The sequence below is a fragment of the Paenibacillus sp. FSL L8-0436 genome (assembly GCF_038593025.1).
Lineage (GTDB): Bacteria > Bacillota > Bacilli > Paenibacillales > Paenibacillaceae > Paenibacillus_AQ.
Window position 1 is genome coordinate 5848749 of record NZ_CP151955.1, and the last position, 18831, is coordinate 5867579.

The 18831-nt window shown below is 50.8% G+C and carries 15 protein-coding genes; 1 reads left to right on the forward strand and 14 read right to left on the reverse strand.

Annotated features, from left to right (window positions below):
* Positions 1–99: 99 nt before the first annotated feature.
* From NSS79_RS27045 to NSS79_RS27085, 9 genes are all read right to left on the reverse strand, one after another.
* Positions 100–1401, reverse strand: a complete 1302-nt coding sequence (locus tag NSS79_RS27045) for an NCS2 family permease (protein ID WP_342436881.1) — start codon at positions 1399–1401, stop codon at positions 100–102.
* 158 nt (positions 1402–1559) lie between these two features.
* Entirely contained in the window at positions 1560–2315 is a 756-nt protein-coding gene (locus NSS79_RS27050) for a tRNA threonylcarbamoyladenosine dehydratase (RefSeq protein ID WP_342436882.1), read from the reverse strand.
* 65 nt (positions 2316–2380) lie between these two features.
* Entirely contained in the window at positions 2381–4159 is a 1779-nt protein-coding gene (gene aspS / locus NSS79_RS27055) for an aspartate--tRNA ligase (RefSeq protein ID WP_342436883.1), read from the reverse strand.
* Positions 4160–4259: 100 nt separating this feature from the next.
* Positions 4260–5513 (reverse strand): histidine--tRNA ligase, encoded by a 1254-nt coding sequence (gene hisS / locus NSS79_RS27060; RefSeq protein WP_038595581.1) that lies wholly within the window; start codon positions 5511–5513, stop codon positions 4260–4262.
* Positions 5514–6320: 807 nt separating this feature from the next.
* Positions 6321–6770, reverse strand: a complete 450-nt coding sequence (locus NSS79_RS27065) for a hypothetical protein (protein ID WP_342436884.1) — start codon at positions 6768–6770, stop codon at positions 6321–6323.
* A 49-nt stretch (positions 6771–6819) separates the two neighbouring features.
* Positions 6820–7326 (reverse strand): type 1 glutamine amidotransferase domain-containing protein, encoded by a 507-nt coding sequence (locus NSS79_RS27070; RefSeq protein ID WP_342436885.1) that lies wholly within the window; start codon positions 7324–7326, stop codon positions 6820–6822.
* 158 nt (positions 7327–7484) lie between these two features.
* A complete protein-coding gene (locus NSS79_RS27075) occupies positions 7485–7640 on the reverse strand; it encodes a hypothetical protein (protein ID WP_342436886.1) in 156 nt (51 codons plus the stop codon).
* A 181-nt stretch (positions 7641–7821) separates the two neighbouring features.
* A complete protein-coding gene (gene dtd, locus NSS79_RS27080) occupies positions 7822–8265 on the reverse strand; it encodes a D-aminoacyl-tRNA deacylase (protein WP_342436887.1) in 444 nt (147 codons plus the stop codon).
* Positions 8266–8286: 21 nt separating this feature from the next.
* Positions 8287–10467 (reverse strand): bifunctional (p)ppGpp synthetase/guanosine-3',5'-bis(diphosphate) 3'-pyrophosphohydrolase, encoded by a 2181-nt coding sequence (locus NSS79_RS27085; protein WP_342436888.1) that lies wholly within the window; start codon positions 10465–10467, stop codon positions 8287–8289.
* A 339-nt stretch (positions 10468–10806) separates the two neighbouring features.
* Between NSS79_RS27085 and uraA the strand changes: the two genes are divergently transcribed.
* Positions 10807–12117 carry a uracil permease gene (gene uraA, locus NSS79_RS27090; protein ID WP_342436889.1) on the forward strand — a complete coding sequence of 437 codons (1311 nt, stop codon included), beginning with the start codon at positions 10807–10809 and terminating at the stop codon, positions 12115–12117.
* Between the two features lie 279 nt (positions 12118–12396).
* Here uraA and NSS79_RS27095 read toward each other — a convergent pair whose 3' ends face one another.
* From NSS79_RS27095 to secD, 5 genes are all read right to left on the reverse strand, one after another.
* Positions 12397–12915 carry an adenine phosphoribosyltransferase gene (locus NSS79_RS27095; RefSeq protein WP_342440448.1) on the reverse strand — a complete coding sequence of 173 codons (519 nt, stop codon included), beginning with the start codon at positions 12913–12915 and terminating at the stop codon, positions 12397–12399.
* Positions 12916–13007: 92 nt separating this feature from the next.
* Positions 13008–15410, reverse strand: a complete 2403-nt coding sequence (gene recJ, locus NSS79_RS27100) for a single-stranded-DNA-specific exonuclease RecJ (protein ID WP_342436890.1) — start codon at positions 15408–15410, stop codon at positions 13008–13010.
* A 29-nt stretch (positions 15411–15439) separates the two neighbouring features.
* Positions 15440–16402 (reverse strand): cation diffusion facilitator family transporter, encoded by a 963-nt coding sequence (locus NSS79_RS27105; RefSeq protein ID WP_342436891.1) that lies wholly within the window; start codon positions 16400–16402, stop codon positions 15440–15442.
* 118 nt (positions 16403–16520) lie between these two features.
* On the reverse strand, positions 16521–17423 hold the full coding sequence (gene secF / locus NSS79_RS27110; protein WP_342436892.1) for a protein translocase subunit SecF: 903 nt from the start codon (positions 17421–17423) through the stop codon (positions 16521–16523).
* On the reverse strand, positions 17413–18666 hold the full coding sequence (gene secD, locus NSS79_RS27115; RefSeq protein WP_342436893.1) for a protein translocase subunit SecD: 1254 nt from the start codon (positions 18664–18666) through the stop codon (positions 17413–17415). The genes secF and secD overlap by 11 nt, the downstream gene beginning before the upstream one ends.
* Positions 18667–18831: the final 165 nt, after the last annotated feature.

Here is an 18831-nt window from a genome sequence, read left to right on the forward strand (position 1 = left end):
ACACAAAAAGGATACTCATCATATCACAACAGACCGGTGAAATCCACATATTTCAAATTCTAGTATACATGCGAGTCTGGATAAGCTGCTCCGCCAGGTTCAACCCATTAAGGCATGCAATACAAAATTCGCTACAAAAAGTCCGGCGATGCCGTACAGCGCAGGCGGCACTTCCTTGCCCCGGCCCATAGCGAGTTTAACGATAGGGTAAGTAATGAAGCCAAAAGCCATACCGTCGACAATGCTATAGGTGAACGGAATCATTACCATGATCAGGAAGGACGGAAACAGCTCGGTCATATCGCTGAGATCCATCTCACGTACGCTCTGCACCATAAGACCGCCGATTACAATCAGGATCGGTGCGATGGCGCTGTCCGGCACATAAGCCAGCAGCGGGATGAACAGGAAGGTTGCCCCGAACAACATGCCGGTAACCAGCGAGGTAAGTCCGGACTTTCCGCCGGCCGCGATGCCTGCAGTCGATTCTGCAGCAGCGACTACCGGACTGCTGCCAAACAGGCCGGCCGCAATATTGGCGATGGACAACGCACGCAGGCTGCTCTTGAATCGCTCCGGGCGTCCTGCCATCAATGTCTGGGAAGAGATCAGCCCGATATTTTCAAACACAACAATCAGCAGCAGCAGGAACACGGCAATCCAGAACACAAGGCTGATCCCCCGGCTCAAGTCCATTCCGGCAAATACATCACCATAGCCGGAAAACACATGGCCGGAATCCTCCTGGCCCGGGGCATGCGACGCACCTAACAGATAGGCAAGTCCTGTGCCCACAATCATGCTGATCAGCAGTCCCCCGCGAGTTCCGCGGATGAACAGTACCAGCGCCAGAATCAGGGTTACGCAAGAGGTTATCACGGCAGGGTCGCTGAAATGTCCGATCGCGACAAATGTTGTCCGGTGGGCGATGACGATTCCGCTTTTTTGCAGGCCTATGAAGGTCAGAAACAAGCCGATTCCGACAGTAATCGCATGCTGCAGATTATGGGGGATCGCGTCGCTGAGAATACGGTACAGTGAGGTGAACGCCACAATCGCAAACAGCACTCCGGTCACAACTACAACAGCGAGCGCTTCCCGCCAATCCAGCTTCATGGAATGCACCAGCGTATAGGTGAAAAAGGCGTTGATCCCCATTCCCGGAACGACGATAATCGGTGTCTTGCCGCCGAAGGCCATAAGCAGACAGCCGGTAATTGCCGTCAGCAGCGTAGCCACCATACCGGCCCGCAGCGGCATCCCCGCATCATGCAGAATAGCAGCGTTGACCATAACAATATATACAGAAGCAAAATACGATAGGATCCCTGCCGCCCATTCCTGTTTCCAGTTGTCGCCCGGCTCCAGACCAACGCTATTTCGCCAAAAATTCGATTTCATGTAAATACCTCCACTGATGGTAAATTCCGCTGCCAATACAGCATTCCTGCGTTGTTTCCGGATTTCAAAATCACAATAAAAGGGCGTAAGCAGCCGGAATCCGGCTGCACGCCCTTTTGTCCTTTGGTTAGTTCGAGCTGAGATAGGCCAGCTTTCGTTTATACGTTTACTCCGCCAGCCTTCAAAAGGTCCTGTACGGCTACACTCACCATAATGAGTCCAACTACCGGAGGCACAAATGAGTTGCTGGCAGGCGGCAGTTGGGCCTTGCGTCTGTCCGGCGCATCTTCGGGAACGATCTGCTCGGTCACATCCACACGCGGTTTCACCGGCTTCTCGGTGGAGAAGACAACCTTCACACCTTTTTTGATCCCTTCCTTGCGCAGCTTCTGGCGGATCACACGGGCAATCGGGTCCATCTCCGTCTTGGAAATGTCAGCCACCTTAAAGCGTGTCGGGTCCATTTTGTTAGCTGCGCCCATGCTGGAAACCATCGGGATCCCCCGGCTCAGGCATTCTTTAATGAGATGGATCTTGTAAATAATCGTATCCGAAGCATCAATGACGAAATCAGGCTTGTATTTGAAGAGCTCCTCATAGGTTTCTTCCGTGTAGAACATATTCAGGGCAATGGCTTCGCATTCCGGATTGATTAGCTTGACACGGTCCACCATCAAATCCGCTTTTTTCTGGCCGATGGTTGTCATAAGCGCATGAATCTGGCGGTTGATATTGGTGATATCCACTGCGTCTTTATCAATCAGGATAATGCGGCCGATACCTGTACGGGCCAGAGCCTCAACCGACATGGCCCCTACGCCGCCAATGCCGAGCACGGCCACTGTGCTGTTCTTCAAAATCTCCAGACCTTCCGGTCCGATGGCCAGCTCCGTACGCGAGAACTGATGCAGCATGATGTAGCGCCTCCTTCAAAAAGCCGGCGAAGCAGCGCTGCCGCTCCGCTTAGGCCTGGTTAGATTTAGTTCTTTACCTTCTCCGGCTTCGGAGCCAGCTTGATGTGCAGCTGTTCCAATTGTATTGCATCTACCGGTGCCGGTGCATCCATCAGCAGGTCAGTCGCACTTGCCGTCTTAGGGAAGGCAATGGTTTCGCGCAGGTTGGTGCGGCCGGCAAGCAGCATTACGAGACGGTCGAAACCAAAGGCAATCCCGCCGTGCGGAGGTGTGCCGTATTCAAATGCATCCAGCAGGTAGCCGAATTTCTCGTAAGCAACCTCCGTTGAGAAGCCGAGTGCATCGAACATTTTTTCCTGTACCTCACGTTTGTAGATACGCTGGGAACCGCCGCCTACCTCGTAGCCGTTAAGCACGATATCGTAAGCCTGGGCACGGATAGCACCCGGATCAGTCTCAAAGAGGTGCAGGTCTTCATCCATTGGACGTGTGAACGGATGATGTTCTGCCACATAACGTTTCTGGTCTTCGTCGTAGCTTAGCAGCGGGAATTCAGTAACCCATGCGAACTTGAACACATTGTCGTCAATCAGGCCGAGCTGGCGTCCGATCTTCAGGCGAAGCGCACCCAGGACATCGGCTACCACTTTTTTATTATCAGCAGAGAAGAGCAGCAAGTCGCCTTCTTCGGCACCGGTACGTTCCTTCACGGCAGCAATCTCTTCCTCGGTGAAGAACTTCACGATAGGCCCCTTGAGTTCGCCATCCTTCACTTGAATCCAGGCAAGTCCTTTGGCTCCGTAACGCGCGGCATATGGTCCAAGATCGTCGATCTCTTTACGGGTCCAGGTACCGCAGCCTTTGGCGTTGAGGCATTTTACTTCTCCGCCCTTTTCGATCACAGAGGCGAATACTTTGACGCCGCTGCTGGCTACGATGTCATTCATTTCAACCAGCTCCAGGCCAAAACGCAGGTCCGGCTTATCTGAGCCGTATTTGCCGATGGCTTCGGCATAAGTCAAACGCTGGAACGGCAGGGCAATTTCGACGCCGATCGTTTCTTTAAGCAGGCGCTGCATCAGGGTCTCCATCATCGACAGCAGATCATCCTGCGGCATGAAGGAAGTCTCGATGTCGACCTGGGTGAATTCCGGCTGGCGGTCAGCGCGCAAATCTTCATCACGGAAGCAGCGGGCGATTTGATAATAGCGCTCAATACCGCCGACCATCAGCAGCTGCTTGTAGATTTGCGGCGATTGCGGAAGTCCAAAGAACTCGCCTTCATGCACCCGGCTCGGCACCAAATAATCACGGGCGCCTTCAGGTGAACTTCTGGTCAGGATTGGTGTTTCGATATCAATAAAACCTTCGTTGTCCAGGAAGTCGCGGAAGATCTTCGCCGATTTGGAACGAAGCAGCATCGTTTTGTACATCTCCGGACGACGCAGGTCGAGATAGCGGTATTTCATCCGCAAGGATTCATCCACTTCGACACCGTCTTCGATGAAGAACGGCGGCGTTTTCGCGGCATTGAGTACTTCAATATCCGTAATCTGCACTTCAATCTCTCCTGTGGGCAGGTTGCGGTTAATGGTTTCTTCGTCGCGCTTAACCACTTTCCCCGTAACAGCGAGCACATACTCACTGCGCACTTTATCTGCAATTTGCAGCGCTTCGCCGGAATAGTCGGGATTGAAAACAATCTGTACGATTCCGCTGCGGTCGCGGAGATCAATAAAAAGTACGCCCCCAAGGTCACGGCGGGTCTGCACCCATCCGTTCAGAGTTACGGTCTGGCCGATATGCTCCGGCGTCAATTGTCCACAGTGATGGCTTCTAGTCATAATATATTCTACCCCTTCATGGTTAAAAGTAACTGCGCTTATATGAATCAGTGAGATCTTCTTCCTCTTGCAACAATACAATTACTTCATGCCAAGCTGTCTAGTCCAGCGACTGTCCCAGCTCTTCCAGCTTGATGGTCCGCTGCTCGCCAGTAGCCATCGATTTCAGCGCAATGACGCCGCTGTTCAGCTCATCTTCACCGAGAATCGCTGTGTACCGAGCCGACATGCGGTCGGCCGATTTCATCTGCGCCTTCATCTTACGGCCCAGATAATCCCGTTCTGCAGAAAAGCCAAGACTGCGCAGAATGAACAATTGTTTCGTAATCTCCAGATCGGCCGCTTCGCCAAGTGCCACGAAGTATACATCCAGCGGCTTCACCGTCTCCAGCTCTACCCCTTGATTCTCCAGAATCAGCAGGATCCGCTCCAGCCCGATGCCAAAACCGATGCCCGGCTGATCCGGACCGCCGATTTCCTCCACCAGACCATTGTAACGGCCGCCGCCGCCGACCGTGTCAATAGATCCAATGCCGGCTGCTTTATATTCAAACGCTGTATGCGTGTAATAATCCAGTCCGCGTACCAGACGGGGATTGATGCTGTACTCCACACCCATGATATCCAAATGCATTTTGACCTTCTCAAAATGAGTTGTGCATTCTTCATCCAGGCTGTCCAGAATGGAAGGCGCACCGCCGAATTTGTCCTGGTCGACCTTGCAATCCAGCACCCGCAAGGGGTTGCGGTCCATACGCCGCTGGCAGTCACTGCAAAGGTTATCCCTCATCGGTCTCAGGAAATCCAGCAGCTTCTCCCGGTACGCCGCACGGCTAGGTACGTTGCCCACGGAGTTCAGCTCTACCCTTACATCCCTCAGTCCCAGATCCTTATAGAACTGGTACCCTAGAGAAATCACTTCCGCATCAATCGCCGGATCCACTGCTCCAAATGCCTCAATGCCGAATTGGTGAAACTGGCGGTATCTTCCCGCCTGCGGACGCTCATAACGGAACATGGGACCGATATAATACAGCTTGCTTACATCCGGCTCACCGTAAAGCTTGTTCTGAACATAAGCACGGACCACACCGGCTGTTCCTTCCGGACGAAGTGCCAGATCGCGGTCGCCCTTATCCTTGAAGGTGTACATCTCGCCTTCCACAATGTCCGTTGTTTCTCCTACGCCGCGTTCGAACAGCGCAGTGTGCTCGAACATAGGAGTGCGGATCTCCCGGTAATTGAACCGGCGGCAAAGATCCCTGGCCTTCCCTTCAACATACTGCCATTTCTCAACCGCACCCGGAAGCACATCCTGCGTGCCTGTCGGTTTCTCGAATCTTTCTTTAGCCACAGCCTATCCCTCCTGAAAATAACCCCTCTTGCCTGTCTGTTTATCAACTTCTAAAAAAAACAAAAAATCCCTCGCCCTGTTTATAACAAACAGGGACGAGGGATTATTATCAACCTAATAATACACCCGTGGTACCACCCACATTCCGAATCCATGCAACTGCCTGAATCCGCTCTAAGCGGTTAACGCCCGCCTACGCGCAATCGGCTACTGACTTCCGGCAATCTTCATTGCCTGCTTTCGCCGTGCGTTCTCGGGGAGGTCATTCATCCGTTCATCAACAGAATCCTTGCAGCCGGGCGGAAACGGTAAGCTCATCCTACGGTAGGACGATATCCATCTCTGCGGGGGATTCCTCTCTGGGGTTGTGGGGTACGGATTACTTGGTCCCGTCATCAAAACTATATGACAATCTGTATATTGTTAGATTCTACTGAACCACTGCGCTAAAGTCAAGGAATCCAATAAAAAAAGCTATTACAAAAAAAGTGACCTGCAGCCGATTGCTGCAGGTCCATCATCATATATTATAAAAAAGGGGGTCATGCTTCTATTATAAACACGCTATATTAAGGAATCATGAATGTAATGTTACGGTTGTATTACAGAAAAGAAAGCGTTTTATAAATCCGGACAATCCCCTACTGAAACACAAGGACTACTTTACACTACAACATAATTCCCTGTCCAGAGAAATAAAAGAAATATTACTGTTCTTGGATTTTAAAAAGCTCCGCCAATCCCTGTAACGGATCGGCGGAGCTGTAGTTTCGCAACTATTCATCTGCGAGAGAGCGTGCCCTCTTTTTAATCAAAGATTTCCACGTAGGCATGCTTCCGGCGCAGCGCCTCGATAACCTCATCCTGTTTGCCGTCAGCCACCTTAACTTCCATGACATAACGAAGATCATCCAAATCCCTGTCGTCAAATTCAGCATGATTCCGGACATCACCCGCACTGCGGTTATCCAAATCATCAGGACCGTCATTCACATCGATTGCCGGTACAATAGGGGCACCGGCAATCGGGCCGGAGCCAGCAACCGCCCCCGTAGCGCCAAATGCGCCTCCGGTCATCGCGGAATTGTTATAAGGAACCAAGGGGATTAGGATATTATTTCTGTAATTTCCGTCTGTTTTTAAAGGATCCGTCAGCGGGGATACTTCCAGATTATCCACTCCGTAAGGAATCAATGCCGTCTTAGCGCCTTCTGCTTCATCTTCTGTTCTGAAATAAGCCTGGATTCTTCTACTCATTGTCGTTCCCTCCTTGGATTGTTGTTTGATTTTGGTGGCCAAGCTTTTACTACAACACCTTCAACAGCTCACGCACAAATGCGGGCTCATCTTTTGGTGTGCGTGAAGTAATGTAATTGCCGTCCACGACGACCTCTTCATCCTTAAATTCCGCTCCCGCGTTAATCACATCATCCTTAAGGGGCGGATAGGAAGTCACTGTGCGGCCTTGCAGCAAGTCTGCACTGATCAGGATTTGCGGTCCGTGGCAGATGGAGGCAATCGGCTTGCCTGTTCCATTTACTTCCTTCACAAAGCTCAGGATATCAGGATCGAGCCGTAAATTTTCCGGGGACGAACCTCCGGGAATGACCACAGCGTCATAGTCTGCTGCTTTCACCTCGCTGATGGCTTTATCGGCTGCATAGGATACACTGCCTTTTTTTCCGAGCAAGGTTTCGTTTTTCTTCAGACCGATGATCTCAGCCTGATGCCCTGCTTTTATGACTTCATCGTAAGGTACCTTCATTTCGGAATCTTCAAAACCGCTGGCGAGCAGAAATGCAACTTTACTCATGAGATTAATTCTCCTCTCCACTTTTCTGTTCTCGTCATCTTATTACCCTTATTGCAGCGCTTTCTAACGAAGTGCGGCTGCTTACCTTTCTTTCCATCCGTTTACGCTATAAAAAGAGTTACGCCCAATATGCCAAAAACCGCAGCCTCCCAAGCATTTCAAGTGCGCGGCAGGAGGCTGCGGCTTCTTCCTTTCAACACGTCAGTCTCTTGTTGCTCCACGGACCCTTTGGCCGCCGCAGCGGCTTCAGCAGAACTTCCGGCCGCATATGCCGGCAAAACGCTCCATACCCATGCTTTCTGTGATTGTCTCATGCTGGACTCCCTGTTCCTCGGTGTATTATGACTCCCCCCTAGTTTAACCAGCCCAGAACGCCTCTATCCGCAGGGAAAAAGCAAAGGATGCCGCATAGGTCCTTGGAACGGAACCCCACGCGGCATCCTCGATGCACGTAAACGTCTTAAATTTAGCCAAAGCGGCAATTAAATTTCGCAGCTAACCCCGGCTGTCCAGAATCAGGGTGACCGGGCCCCAATTGGTCAGTGATACATCCATCATTGCGCCGAATATGCCTGTTTCCACCGTAAGTCCGCCATTTCTCAGCTCATGGTTGAAATAGTCGTAGAGCCGCTCTGCCTCAGCGGGTGCTGCGGCAGCCATAAAGTTGGGGCGCCGGCCTTTACGGCAATCTCCATACAGCGTAAACTGCGACACGGACAAGATTGCTCCGCCGGTCTCGGTGACGCTGAAGTTCATTTTGCCGGATTCATCTTCAAAAATGCGCAATCCGGCGATTTTGTCGGCCAAATATTTAGCATCCTTCTCCGTATCCTCATGAGTAACGCCAACAAGCAGCATCAGGCCTTGGCCTACAGCTCCAGTGACTGTCCCATCCACGGTAACTTTTGCTTCCTTGCAGCGCTGCACAACCACTCTCATTGGTGCGTTCCACTCCTTGCCTCATTGCATAATGCGGTTAACCGTATATACATCCTTGACCCGTTTCACCCGATCGACCACTGACTGCAAATGGTCTGTATTGCGGATAAGGACCGTCATATGAATCATCGCCATCTTGTTCTTGTCGGAGCGTCCGGTGACCGCAGAAATGTTAGTCTTGCTCTCTGACACCGCCTGCAGCACTTCATTGAGCAGGCCGTTGCGGTCATGGCCGGTAATCTCAATATCAACACTGTAGTTGGCTTCCATACTGCCTTCCCATTCCACTTCAATCACACGTGCCGACTCTTCTCCGTCACCATCGCCCGGAATGTTCGGACAATCCTCGCGGTGGACGGAAACGCCGCGTCCGCGCGTCACATAACCGATAATGTCATCGCCAGGGACCGGATTGCAACATCGTGCAAAACGGACCAGCAGATTATCAATTCCTTTTACACGCACTCCGTTGGTTGGCTGATTCCGTTTCTCTCCGCTGGACTTAATCTCCTTCATCTCAGAAGTAAGCTCCAGATGCCCCGCGGCCTCTTCCTGATCCTTGCGCAGCTTCTCCGTGAGCTTGGAGGCGATCTGCGCCGCGGTAATCCCCCCGAAACCGACTGCCGAGAGCATATCTTCCAAATCGCCAAAAGCGAATTTCTTCGATACTTCAGTCAGCTTATCTTCCGTAAGCCAATCCGATACTTCAACATTGAGGCGCTTCAGCTCGCGTTCGATCGCTTCACGGCCTTTTTCAACGTTCTCCTCACGTTTCTCCTTCTTAAACCATTGCTTGATCTTGCTCCGTGCATGCGAGGATTGTGCGATCTTCAACCAGTCCCGGCTGGGACCATACGAATTCTTCGAGGTCAGGATCTCCACGATATCCCCGGTCTTCAGCTTGTGATCCAGCGGCACGATCCGCCCGTTCACCTTGGAGCCGATAGTCCGGTTACCTACCTCCGTATGGATACGGAAGGCAAAATCAAGCGGAACGGAACCTGCCGGCAGCTCCACAACCTCGCCCTTCGGGGTAAATACGAAGACAAGGTCGGAGAAAAAATCCATTTTGAGCGATTCGACAAACTCTTCCGCATCCTTGGCTTCATGCTGCAGTTCCAGGATTTCGCGGAAGAACGGCATCCGGTTCTCCGGATTGACGTTATTGCTGTTTCCTTCTTTATAAGCCCAGTGGGCGGCAATCCCGAACTCGGCGGTGCGGTGCATCTCCCAGGTACGAATCTGCACTTCCGTTGGCTCTCCGCCTGGACCCACTACCGTCGTATGCAGCGATTGGTACATGTTCGCTTTGGGCATGGCTATATAATCCTTGAAACGTCCGGGCATCGGCTTCCAAAGAGTATGAATAATCCCTAATGTGGCATAACAATCCTTAATGTTGTCGACGATAATGCGGATAGCGAGCAGATCATAAATTTCGTTAAACTGCTTGTTTTTGGTGCTCATTTTGTTATAGACACTGTAAATATGCTTGGGACGTCCCGACAGATCGCCTTCAATGCCCATCTCATCGAGTTTGGCACGAATGCGGCCGATTACGCTCTCAATGAACATTTCGCGTTCCGCCCGTTTTTTATGCACCAAATTGGCAATACGGTAGTATTGCTGCGGATTCAGGTAACGGAGAGCGATATCCTCCATTTCCCATTTAATCGCCGATATCCCCAAACGGTCTGCAATGGGACAGAAAATCTCCAGCGTTTCATAAGAAATGCGGCGCTGGCTTTCTTCTGACTGGTACTTCAGTGTCCGCATATTATGCAGACGATCCGCCAGCTTGATCACAATGACGCGGATATCCTGAGCCATAGCAATGAACATTTTGCGGTAATTCTCGTTCTGCTGCTCTTCCTTGGAACGGAAACGGATGCGTTCCAGCTTCGTCAGACCATCCACCAGCATGGCACAGGTATCGCCAAAATTCTCGCGGATCTGCTCCAGTGACACCGTTGTATCTTCTACGACATCATGCAGCAGCGCTGCAATAATGGATATGACATCCATCTGCATATTCACGACAATATCTGCGACCGCGAGCGGATGCAGAATGTATGGCTCCCCCGATTTCCGAACCTGCCCGTGATGAGCCTGATCGGCAAATTCATAAGCTTCCCGGATGCGGAGAAGATCTTTTTCCTTTATATAGGCGCTAGCCTTTTCAATTAATTGCTCTATGCCCATTCTCGTCGTATCCGTTTCCTTTCTATAAAGAAAAATTCCGTAATGGAGTTTATCTATTTAATGAATGAACCCGCAAGGTGTGTCCGGTTTGCAGGGTTATCAGCTATTCCAGGCTACACTACACGCAGTTTAAAGTTGTTTATAATTATGACGCTTACGATGGATTACGTCAACACTTGCCATAGTGTGGCATTCCTGCAGGCTTAGCCTCAAAGTATGGGCAATTTCGTGGCATCTGTAAAATTGTTGTTGTAAAAAGTCGCCGTACTCTTTAATCTAGTAAAAGCGGTTTTCCGCGACCTAACCTAAAACTACATAAAGAAAGAGAAGTGAACTCCATTGCAACGCGAATTTCAAGTTAATGAGAAACTCCCTTGGGGCCCGGGATTTCTGCTAAGTCTTCAGCATTTATTCGCCATGTTCGGCAGCACGGTGCTTGTCCCCAACCTGTTTGGGGTAGACCCTGGCATGATCCTGTTGATGAACGGTATCGGCACATTGCTCTACATCCTGATTACCCGCGGCAAAATCCCGGCTTATCTTGGATCAAGCTTTGCCTTTATCTCACCGGTACTCAGCGTGCTTACCAAAAACGAGAGCGATCATATGCATGGATATTCGCTTGTACTGGGAGCGTTTATTGTTACCGGTATTATCTTTATTCTCGTCGCTTTAGTCGTCCGTTATGCCGGTACAGGCTGGATTGATGTGGTGTTCCCTCCGGCGGTTATGGGCGCAATCGTGGCGACCATCGGACTGGAGCTGGTACCGGTTGCCGCACGTATGGCCGGACTGATCGCTCCTGAAGGTGTAAGTACTGCCGACTGGACACCGGACGGAAGCGCAATTACGCTGTCTATGGTAACGCTGGGTGTAACGGTTATTGGCGCAGTACTTTTTCGGGGCTTCCCCAAAATCATTCATATTCTGATCGGGATTGTTACCGGTTATGTGCTGGCCTATATTATGCACAAGGTTAACACGGGTGCCATTTCCGACGCACAGTTCCTCTCCCACCCGACGATCGTCACCCCATCCTTTGACTGGGAAGTAATCTTCACCATTATTCCTGTATCCCTTGTCGTTATCGTTGAACACATCGGCCACTTGCTCGTAACGAGCAACATTGTCGGCAAAGATCTGGCGAAAGATCCTGGGCTTGACCGCTCGCTGATGGGGAACGGGATTTCCACCGTCCTCTCCGGATTCATGGGTTCTACTCCTAATACTACTTACGGCGAAAACATCGGTGTTATGGCCTTAACTAAAGTATATTCGGTGTATGTGATCGGCGGAGCGGCAGTCATCGCCATTCTGCTCTCGTTCTCCGGCACCTTCTCTTCTATCATTGCCAACATCCCCGCACCGGTAATGGGCGGAGTCTCTCTCTTGCTGTTCGGGGTTATCGCGGCTTCCGGTTTACGGATCTTTGTAGAGCAGAAGGTCGACTTCTCTAAGGCAACCAATATGATTCTGGCTACCTTGGTGCTTGTTGTCGGCATCAGCGGCATCTCCCTGAAAATGGGCAAAGTGGAGCTTAAAGGAATGGCGCTGGCTACGATTGTTGGTATGGTTCTGTCTCTGCTCTTTAAGCTGTTCGAGGTTCTTGGCTGGTCAAACGAGCAGGAAAAAGAGAAATCCGCCCATTAGACCCCGAATACTTATTTATGAAGAAAACGGATGCTCATCTGCTTCAGGGTGGCATCCGTTTATAGTATATATACAGATTGATTTAAGCTGTCCCCATTTGGGCGAGGACGTAGCTACGATGAATATTTGGACTTCCGGCCGCTGTTGTCGTAAGGATTTCTTGATTGTACCCGCTATTTGCGGTGGAAAACGAATCAATTATATTAATAAAGCGGACCGCTGTCTTCATTCGACAGCGATCCGCTTTTTATTTCCCGGGAAAAGTTATCCCGTTTGAAATTAGTCTTCGTAAGTCATCAGGGATATCACTTCAATATCCGAAAGTTTGTTGCGGCCGGCAAGCTCTACCAGTTCGATGAGGAAAGCAGCGCCGACAACTTTGCCGCCGAGCTGTTCCACCAGACTAACTGATGTGGCAATGGTACCGCCGGTAGCCAGCAAGTCATCAGCGATCAGCACCTTTTGACCCGGCTTGATGGCATCAGTATGAACGGCCAGTTTATCCTTGCCGTATTCCAGATCATAACCCACTTCAATGGTTTCGTAAGGAAGTTTGCCACTCTTGCGAATCGGTACAAATCCTACCCCCAGCGCGTAAGCCAGCGGTGCGCCGACTACAAAACCGCGCGCCTCAGGACCGGCAATTATGTCAATCTGCAGATGTGAAACAAGCGCTTTAAGCTCATCAATCGCCTGGCGGTATTTGTCGCCGTCTTTAAGCAATGTAGTAATATCTTTAAAGCTGATTCCCACTTGCGGAAAATCCGGAATCACACGAATACTGTCTTTTAAATCCAACATGATCATCTCCTAAAGGTTGTGAGCAGTTCCCTCACTGAATTCTCTTCAAACAAACTTGCTTCGGAAGCAAAGCCTCCATCCATTCCGCCCTAGGATGCTCCTAAACGGCGGGACAGCATCCATTCCTGCAGCTCGCTGAGGCTGCTTTCCATGAAATATTGCTCCATTTCCGCAGTCTCACCCAGTCTGACAAAATGCGTGGAGGCCGTAAGACTCTTCGCCGCAGGCTGGGTAACAAAGGTAATAGTCCCGTTGCTGCGCTTGATAAATTCAAGTTCCTCAAACACCTCAAGCATCTTGCCCAGCATGCGCACACTGAGTGAAGACTGGCGGCTAAGCCGCAGCAGCACCTCATGCTCCGGTGTCGCCGCAGCAGCAATCGAAGCCAGCAATTTATATAACGACTTGAAATGATCACGTGTCGGTATTTGCAGCCGGTCACGGCCGTCCCGAATGGAGTGCAGCAATGCGATATTCTCAGCTTGTGGAAAAGCAGCAAGCACCGCATCCAGCTGCTCTGGTGTATCCGGCATATCCAGCAGGCAAAGCAGGGAAACCTTACCTTCACCAGTTTCCGCTTGTCCTTGATTCAGCACGGAGATCCCAGCATTCTCATCATATACCCAAAGCGACATGCCTTTCAATTGATTCAGCGGCGTCATGCGGCTGTTGTGAAACACAGCCGCAGCGCTGAAGGAAGTTCCGCTGCTGTATTGCAGCAGCAGCTCTTTAAGGGTGGCCGCCTGCTTCACTGCATCAGCAGTCCCGCGCAAATCCAGCAGCTGCGCATTCGGGACTGCCAAATCCTGCAGCATCAGCTGAGGTTTGCGCGAGCCGTTCCATTCATTCACCGAAAGCTCCGCCAGGACATCAACCATAGTGCCACCTGGCAGCAATTGGGCTAATGCACCTTTGCCGAAGGCTACCGCCTCAATCGTATGCTTGCCTTGCTGCAAGACCAGCTTGAGATGTTTGCCATCCTGACCCATCTTGCGGGTTTCCTTCACCGCAGCTCCGCGAACAATAAACTTGGGCAGCGGATTGGCCATCCCGAAGGGAGCCAGTCTGTCCAAATCCAGTGCGGCCTGCAGCGTTAAATCAGAGATCGCCGTTTCACCGTCCGCAGCGGTCACAGGCATGAAATGTTCCGGCTGCAGAACGGAGGCTGCAAACTCATTAAGCGCAGCCGCGAAGGCTTCCAGCTTATCACGATGCAGGCTCATCCCTGCTGCAGCTGGATGGCCTCCGAAATGATCCATCAGCCCGGCGCAGGAAGAAAGCGCCGCATAAATATCCAAACCGGGAATCGAGCGGGCAGAACCTTTGCACATCCCTGTTTCCGGGTGAACATCCAGTATAATCACCGGACGGTAATACCTCTCCAGCAGCTTAGAGGCCACTATACCCACCACGCCGACATTCCAGCCTTGATCAGCAAGAACAATAATGTCCGGCAGTGTTCCCTCTGCGGTCTGCTGCTCAAATTTAGCGGTGGCTTCCGTGACGATTCTTTCCACGACCAGCTGACGCTCTTTGTTAAGCAGATCCAGTTCTCCGGCAAGCTGTTCAGCTTCCCCGGAATTTGTGGTCGTGAGCAAAGCCACAGCACGGCCTGCGTGATCCAGCCGGCCGCTGGCATTAATGCGCGGCGCCATGCCAAAGGCAATATTTACAGCGCTTACTGTACTCATCGTTACACCACTGACATCAAGCAAGGCACGGATCCCCGGAAAAGGGGAGTGCCGCATACTGGAGAGTCCTCTGCGCACTAGACTGCGGTTCTCACCGAGCAGCGGCATAAGATCAGCAACTGTACCAATGGCCGCGATCTCGCTCCATTCCTCCGGCACCTCATCCCCAAGCATGGCTTCGGCTAACTTGTAGGCAACCCCTACACCCGCCAAACCCTTGAAAGGATAAGGACAGTCAGGAAGCTTGGGATTAATCAGCGCAAAGGCCTCCGGCAGCAGTTCAGGCGGCTCGTGATGATCCGTTACGATCACATCGATTCCAAGCTCTGTCGCATAAGCGATCTGATGATAAGCGCTAATTCCGGTGTCTACGGTAATAACCAGCGACACTCCCTGCTGTACCGCCCAGTCCAGCGCATGATTGTGCAGCCCATAGCCTTCATTTGAACGATGGGGAATATAAATGTCAAAGGATGCCCCCAGATAACGCAGCAGGTAGATCATCAGTGCGGTGCTGGACACTCCATCCGCATCATAATCACCGTACACGAGAATATGTTCTTCTTCTTGTAATGCTTTTTTGATCCGTGGAACCGCTTCGGCCATTCCCTTCAACAGGAACGGATCATGTCTATCCTCCGCGTCTCCATCCATGAATTGCAAAGCATCAGCAGCCGTCCCCAAACCTCTGGTTACCAGCAGTGATGAAAGGAGCGGAGAAATAGAAAGGCTCCGGGCCAATTCCTCTACTGCAATGGGATCGGCTGCCGGAGAATGCCATCTTGTTTTTGAATGAAGCAATTGAGTTCACCTTTCTCTCACCCTGCGAACTACTGGAGCAGCGTGGGACTATCGTTGTCCACGAGCTCATAGTTGCTTTTGTAAGGATAACCCGGATCATAAGGCACAACATCCATATGAACCTCGCCCACATGGACAAAACGGTGCTGCAGCAGCTTCCTGGCGCATTCCGAAATATCCTGGGCTTCCGTCACGGTAATCCGCGGGTTAACGCTGATTTTAACTTGGAGGTTCACGTAACGCCCCTGCTCAAGTGCTTTTAAATACTCTACTCGAATAACACCATGCACCCGTTCCACGGTTTCAATAAAGCTGGCCGTCTCCGCGGAAGGAAGTTCCTGATCCCTCTGGGCCAATACAGAAGTCGTAATCAGCGAATACCCTTTGCGGATAATTAGTGCGCTGGTTAGAAGAGCGGCAATCGGGTCCATATACAGCAGCGGATTCCAGTTGAGATATCCTCCGGCAAACGACCCGGCAATCCCGACGAATACGGTAATCGAAGTATATAGACTGAAGCGGTGGTTATCCGCGTATGCGGCATGGCTGCCATCGCCAATTTTCTTAAAATAACGATATTGATATTGAAAGATAGCCTCTTTAAATGCGATGGAGATAAGGACGGTGACAATCGCCGTCTCTCCAGTGGGTGATAAATGTCCCCGGGTTAAATCGCGAATTGCCGAGAAGGCAATTTGCAGCCCGCCCATTAGAATAAGAACTGAAAAAAGGATCGCGACAATCGGTTCCTTATTACGTTGCCCTTTCTGGGTAAGCTCTGTTTCTTTATTCCTCTTAACCAGTTCTGAGCGCCACGGAAGAGTATCCGCCAGCTTGGCTGCAGCGTCTGCTCCGGAATATAAAGCATCACCCAGCAAGGCTTTGCTGCCGGAGAAATAGCCAACACTTCCTTTAGCCAAAGCTAATGCAACATCGCTGACGATTCCGGTCCAGGCAACCGTCTCACTTTGCGGTGATTGTTTGTCATTCATAACGAGGCCCTCCTTGCCGGGTAGCGAGTAATCTCATGATGATTGAAGTTTGCTCATTCCACTCCAAAGATTCGAAAAGCCGCGTCGCCTTTGACGCGGCTTTTCGGGACAGGAAATTTTAAGCTTTGGCCGGATTGTTCTTCACTGGAGTCTTCTGGCGCTTCTTCAGCAGCAGCCAGAGCGGACTCGCGATAAAGATCGAGGAATAGGCTCCGAAGAGCAAACCGATAACCATCGCAAGTGAGAACATTTTGATGGACTCTCCGCCAAGGATAAGCAGGAAGAATGCAGCAATAAATACCGTAAACGCTGTGTAGAGGGAACGCATCAGGGTTTGGCTCACACTTTTGTTCACCAGAGCCTTAAGGTCCTCATACGTCTTCTGCTTACCGAAGCGCAAATTCTCGCGAATCCGGTCAAAGATAACGATGGTATCATTGATGGAATAACCGATAATGGTCAGCACCGCGACAATGAAGGTCAAATCCACCTCCAGGCGGAAAATCGAGAAGATCGCAACAACCATAAACGCGTCATGTGCCAACGCTACAATCGCAGCCAGGGCAAAACGCCATTCAAAGCGGATACTTACATAAATGATAATCCCCAGACAGGAAATCAGCACAGAATAGATCGCATTACGCGCCAGTTCTTTGGCCATTTCTGTATCCACCGTGTTAATCTCGAAGGAAGCTTTATCATCAATCTTGCTAATTGCAGCCTGCAGCTGCTCGCTCTGTTCCTCTTTAAGAACCTCATCATAACGGATATTCACCCGTTTCTCACCAATGGTGATGCTTGGTTCATGGGAGAGGCCCAGACCGCTGAGCGCAGGATTAAGTTCTTCCTGTGTAATCGTCTTGGACAGTGCCACGTCAACATTGGAGCCGGCCTTGAAATCAACGCTGTAGTTCAGTCCAAGAAAGCCCAGGAACACTAAGCCGAGTATCGTAAGGACAATGGAAAAAATATAGAAAAACTTACTTAAATGTACAAAATCAAGTTCTTTCTTAAAGCGCACGGATGTCACTCTCCTTTACCCCAAATTGCTTCGGCTTTTTCAGAACGCCGGCTTTGACCAGTGTACTGAGCAGCCAGTGGGCAAAATAGAGGTTCGTTACGATACTGAGCACAATTTCCACAATCAGTATCAGAGCAAAGCCTTTAACCGCACCCGTACCAAATGCGAACATAACGGCCGCTACGATAATAGTCGTCACATTGGCGTCCATAACGGTCCGGAAAGAGGTTTTATTCCCCGCTTTGACGGAAGACAATATGCTCTTCCCGCTGCGCATTTCTTCTCTTATCCGTTCGTTGGTAATGATATTGGCGTCAACTGCCATCCCTATACCGAGAATAAATGCGGCAATACCAGGAAGTGTCAAAGTAAAGTCGGCAACGACAAATACCAGAATCAGCAGCCATGTGTGCAGGATGAGCGCAAAGCTGGCCAGTAGGCCCGGCAAGCGGTACATGCCGATCATAAAGATCAAGATAATCAGGGAACCCACAAGTCCCGCTCTGATCGTTTGATCAAGGGATTGTTTACCCAAGGTAGCGCCTACGCTTTGCGAATATTTCTCTGTCAGCTTCAGCGGAAGGGCACCGAGGTTAATCGTGTCGGCCAGTTCACGGGCCCCTTCTATAGTATAACCTCCGGAAATCGAAGCTTTTCCATCTGTAAGTACTGCTCTTACCGTTGGCGGAGCGGATAACAAATTTTCGTCAAGATAAATAGCAAGTTCTTTACCTAGCAGGCGCTTGGTAATTTCCGCGAATTTATCCTTATCCTTAACAGTAATCCCGATCTCAGGCTGGTTCAAGTTGTTGCGTTGAACCTCAGCAGCATTTTCAACAAAGTCACTGCCCACGAGTTCTATCTTGCTGTAAACCCCTGGAGCATCGCCGTCGGCAGCACTGCGGAAGGTCAGAACCGCTGGTTCCTTCATCTTCTTGCGCACCTCGGCCTCGTCGGTAACGCCCGCAATTTTCAGACGGATGCGGTCAGTTCCTTCAGTGGTTACTTCAGGTTCGCTTGTTCCAAGCGCATTGGCACGTTTCTCCAGACTTTCCGCTGTTTTCTGCAGCGAGGCACGGGTTAGTTCTCCTCCTGTTTCCATGGGCTCCGCGTGATACAGAATCTCGAAGCCGCCCTTCAGGTCAAGCCCCAGCCGAACCTTGTCCAATAGTCCGGGAGTACTAAATGCCATGACGCCTGTTAAAACGAGCACGGTAATGATAAAGCTCAAAAGTCTCTTCATGCTCTTGCTAGTTCCCCTTTCATTACTCAATATTCCTATTATAGCTACGTGCGAAATCACCGTCAATTCATGGAGGAACGACGGTGTTATACTCACACAAAGAAACGGCCGGCTCTGCCCAAGGCAAGCCATCCGTTTGATAGGAAAAGCAAAATTGGTCTTCTC

Coding starts and splice junctions, on each gene's coding strand:
- NSS79_RS27045 (WP_342436881.1), bottom strand. CDS start 1,401: ATGAAATCGAATTTTTGGCGAAATAGCGTTGGTCTGGAGCCGGGCGAC.
- NSS79_RS27050 (WP_342436882.1), bottom strand. CDS start 2,315: ATGCTGCATCAGTTCTCGCGTACGGAGCTGGCCATCGGACCGGAAGGT.
- aspS (WP_342436883.1), bottom strand. CDS start 4,159: ATGACTAGAAGCCATCACTGTGGACAATTGACGCCGGAGCATATCGGC.
- NSS79_RS27065 (WP_342436884.1), bottom strand. CDS start 6,770: ATGAGTAGAAGAATCCAGGCTTATTTCAGAACAGAAGATGAAGCAGAA.
- NSS79_RS27070 (WP_342436885.1), bottom strand. CDS start 7,326: ATGAGTAAAGTTGCATTTCTGCTCGCCAGCGGTTTTGAAGATTCCGAA.
- NSS79_RS27075 (WP_342436886.1), bottom strand. CDS start 7,640: ATGAGACAATCACAGAAAGCATGGGTATGGAGCGTTTTGCCGGCATAT.
- dtd (WP_342436887.1), bottom strand. CDS start 8,265: ATGAGAGTGGTTGTGCAGCGCTGCAAGGAAGCAAAAGTTACCGTGGAT.
- NSS79_RS27085 (WP_342436888.1), bottom strand. CDS start 10,467: ATGGGCATAGAGCAATTAATTGAAAAGGCTAGCGCCTATATAAAGGAA.
- NSS79_RS27105 (WP_342436891.1), bottom strand. CDS start 16,402: ATGAATGACAAACAATCACCGCAAAGTGAGACGGTTGCCTGGACCGGA.
- secD (WP_342436893.1), bottom strand. CDS start 18,666: ATGAAGAGACTTTTGAGCTTTATCATTACCGTGCTCGTTTTAACAGGC.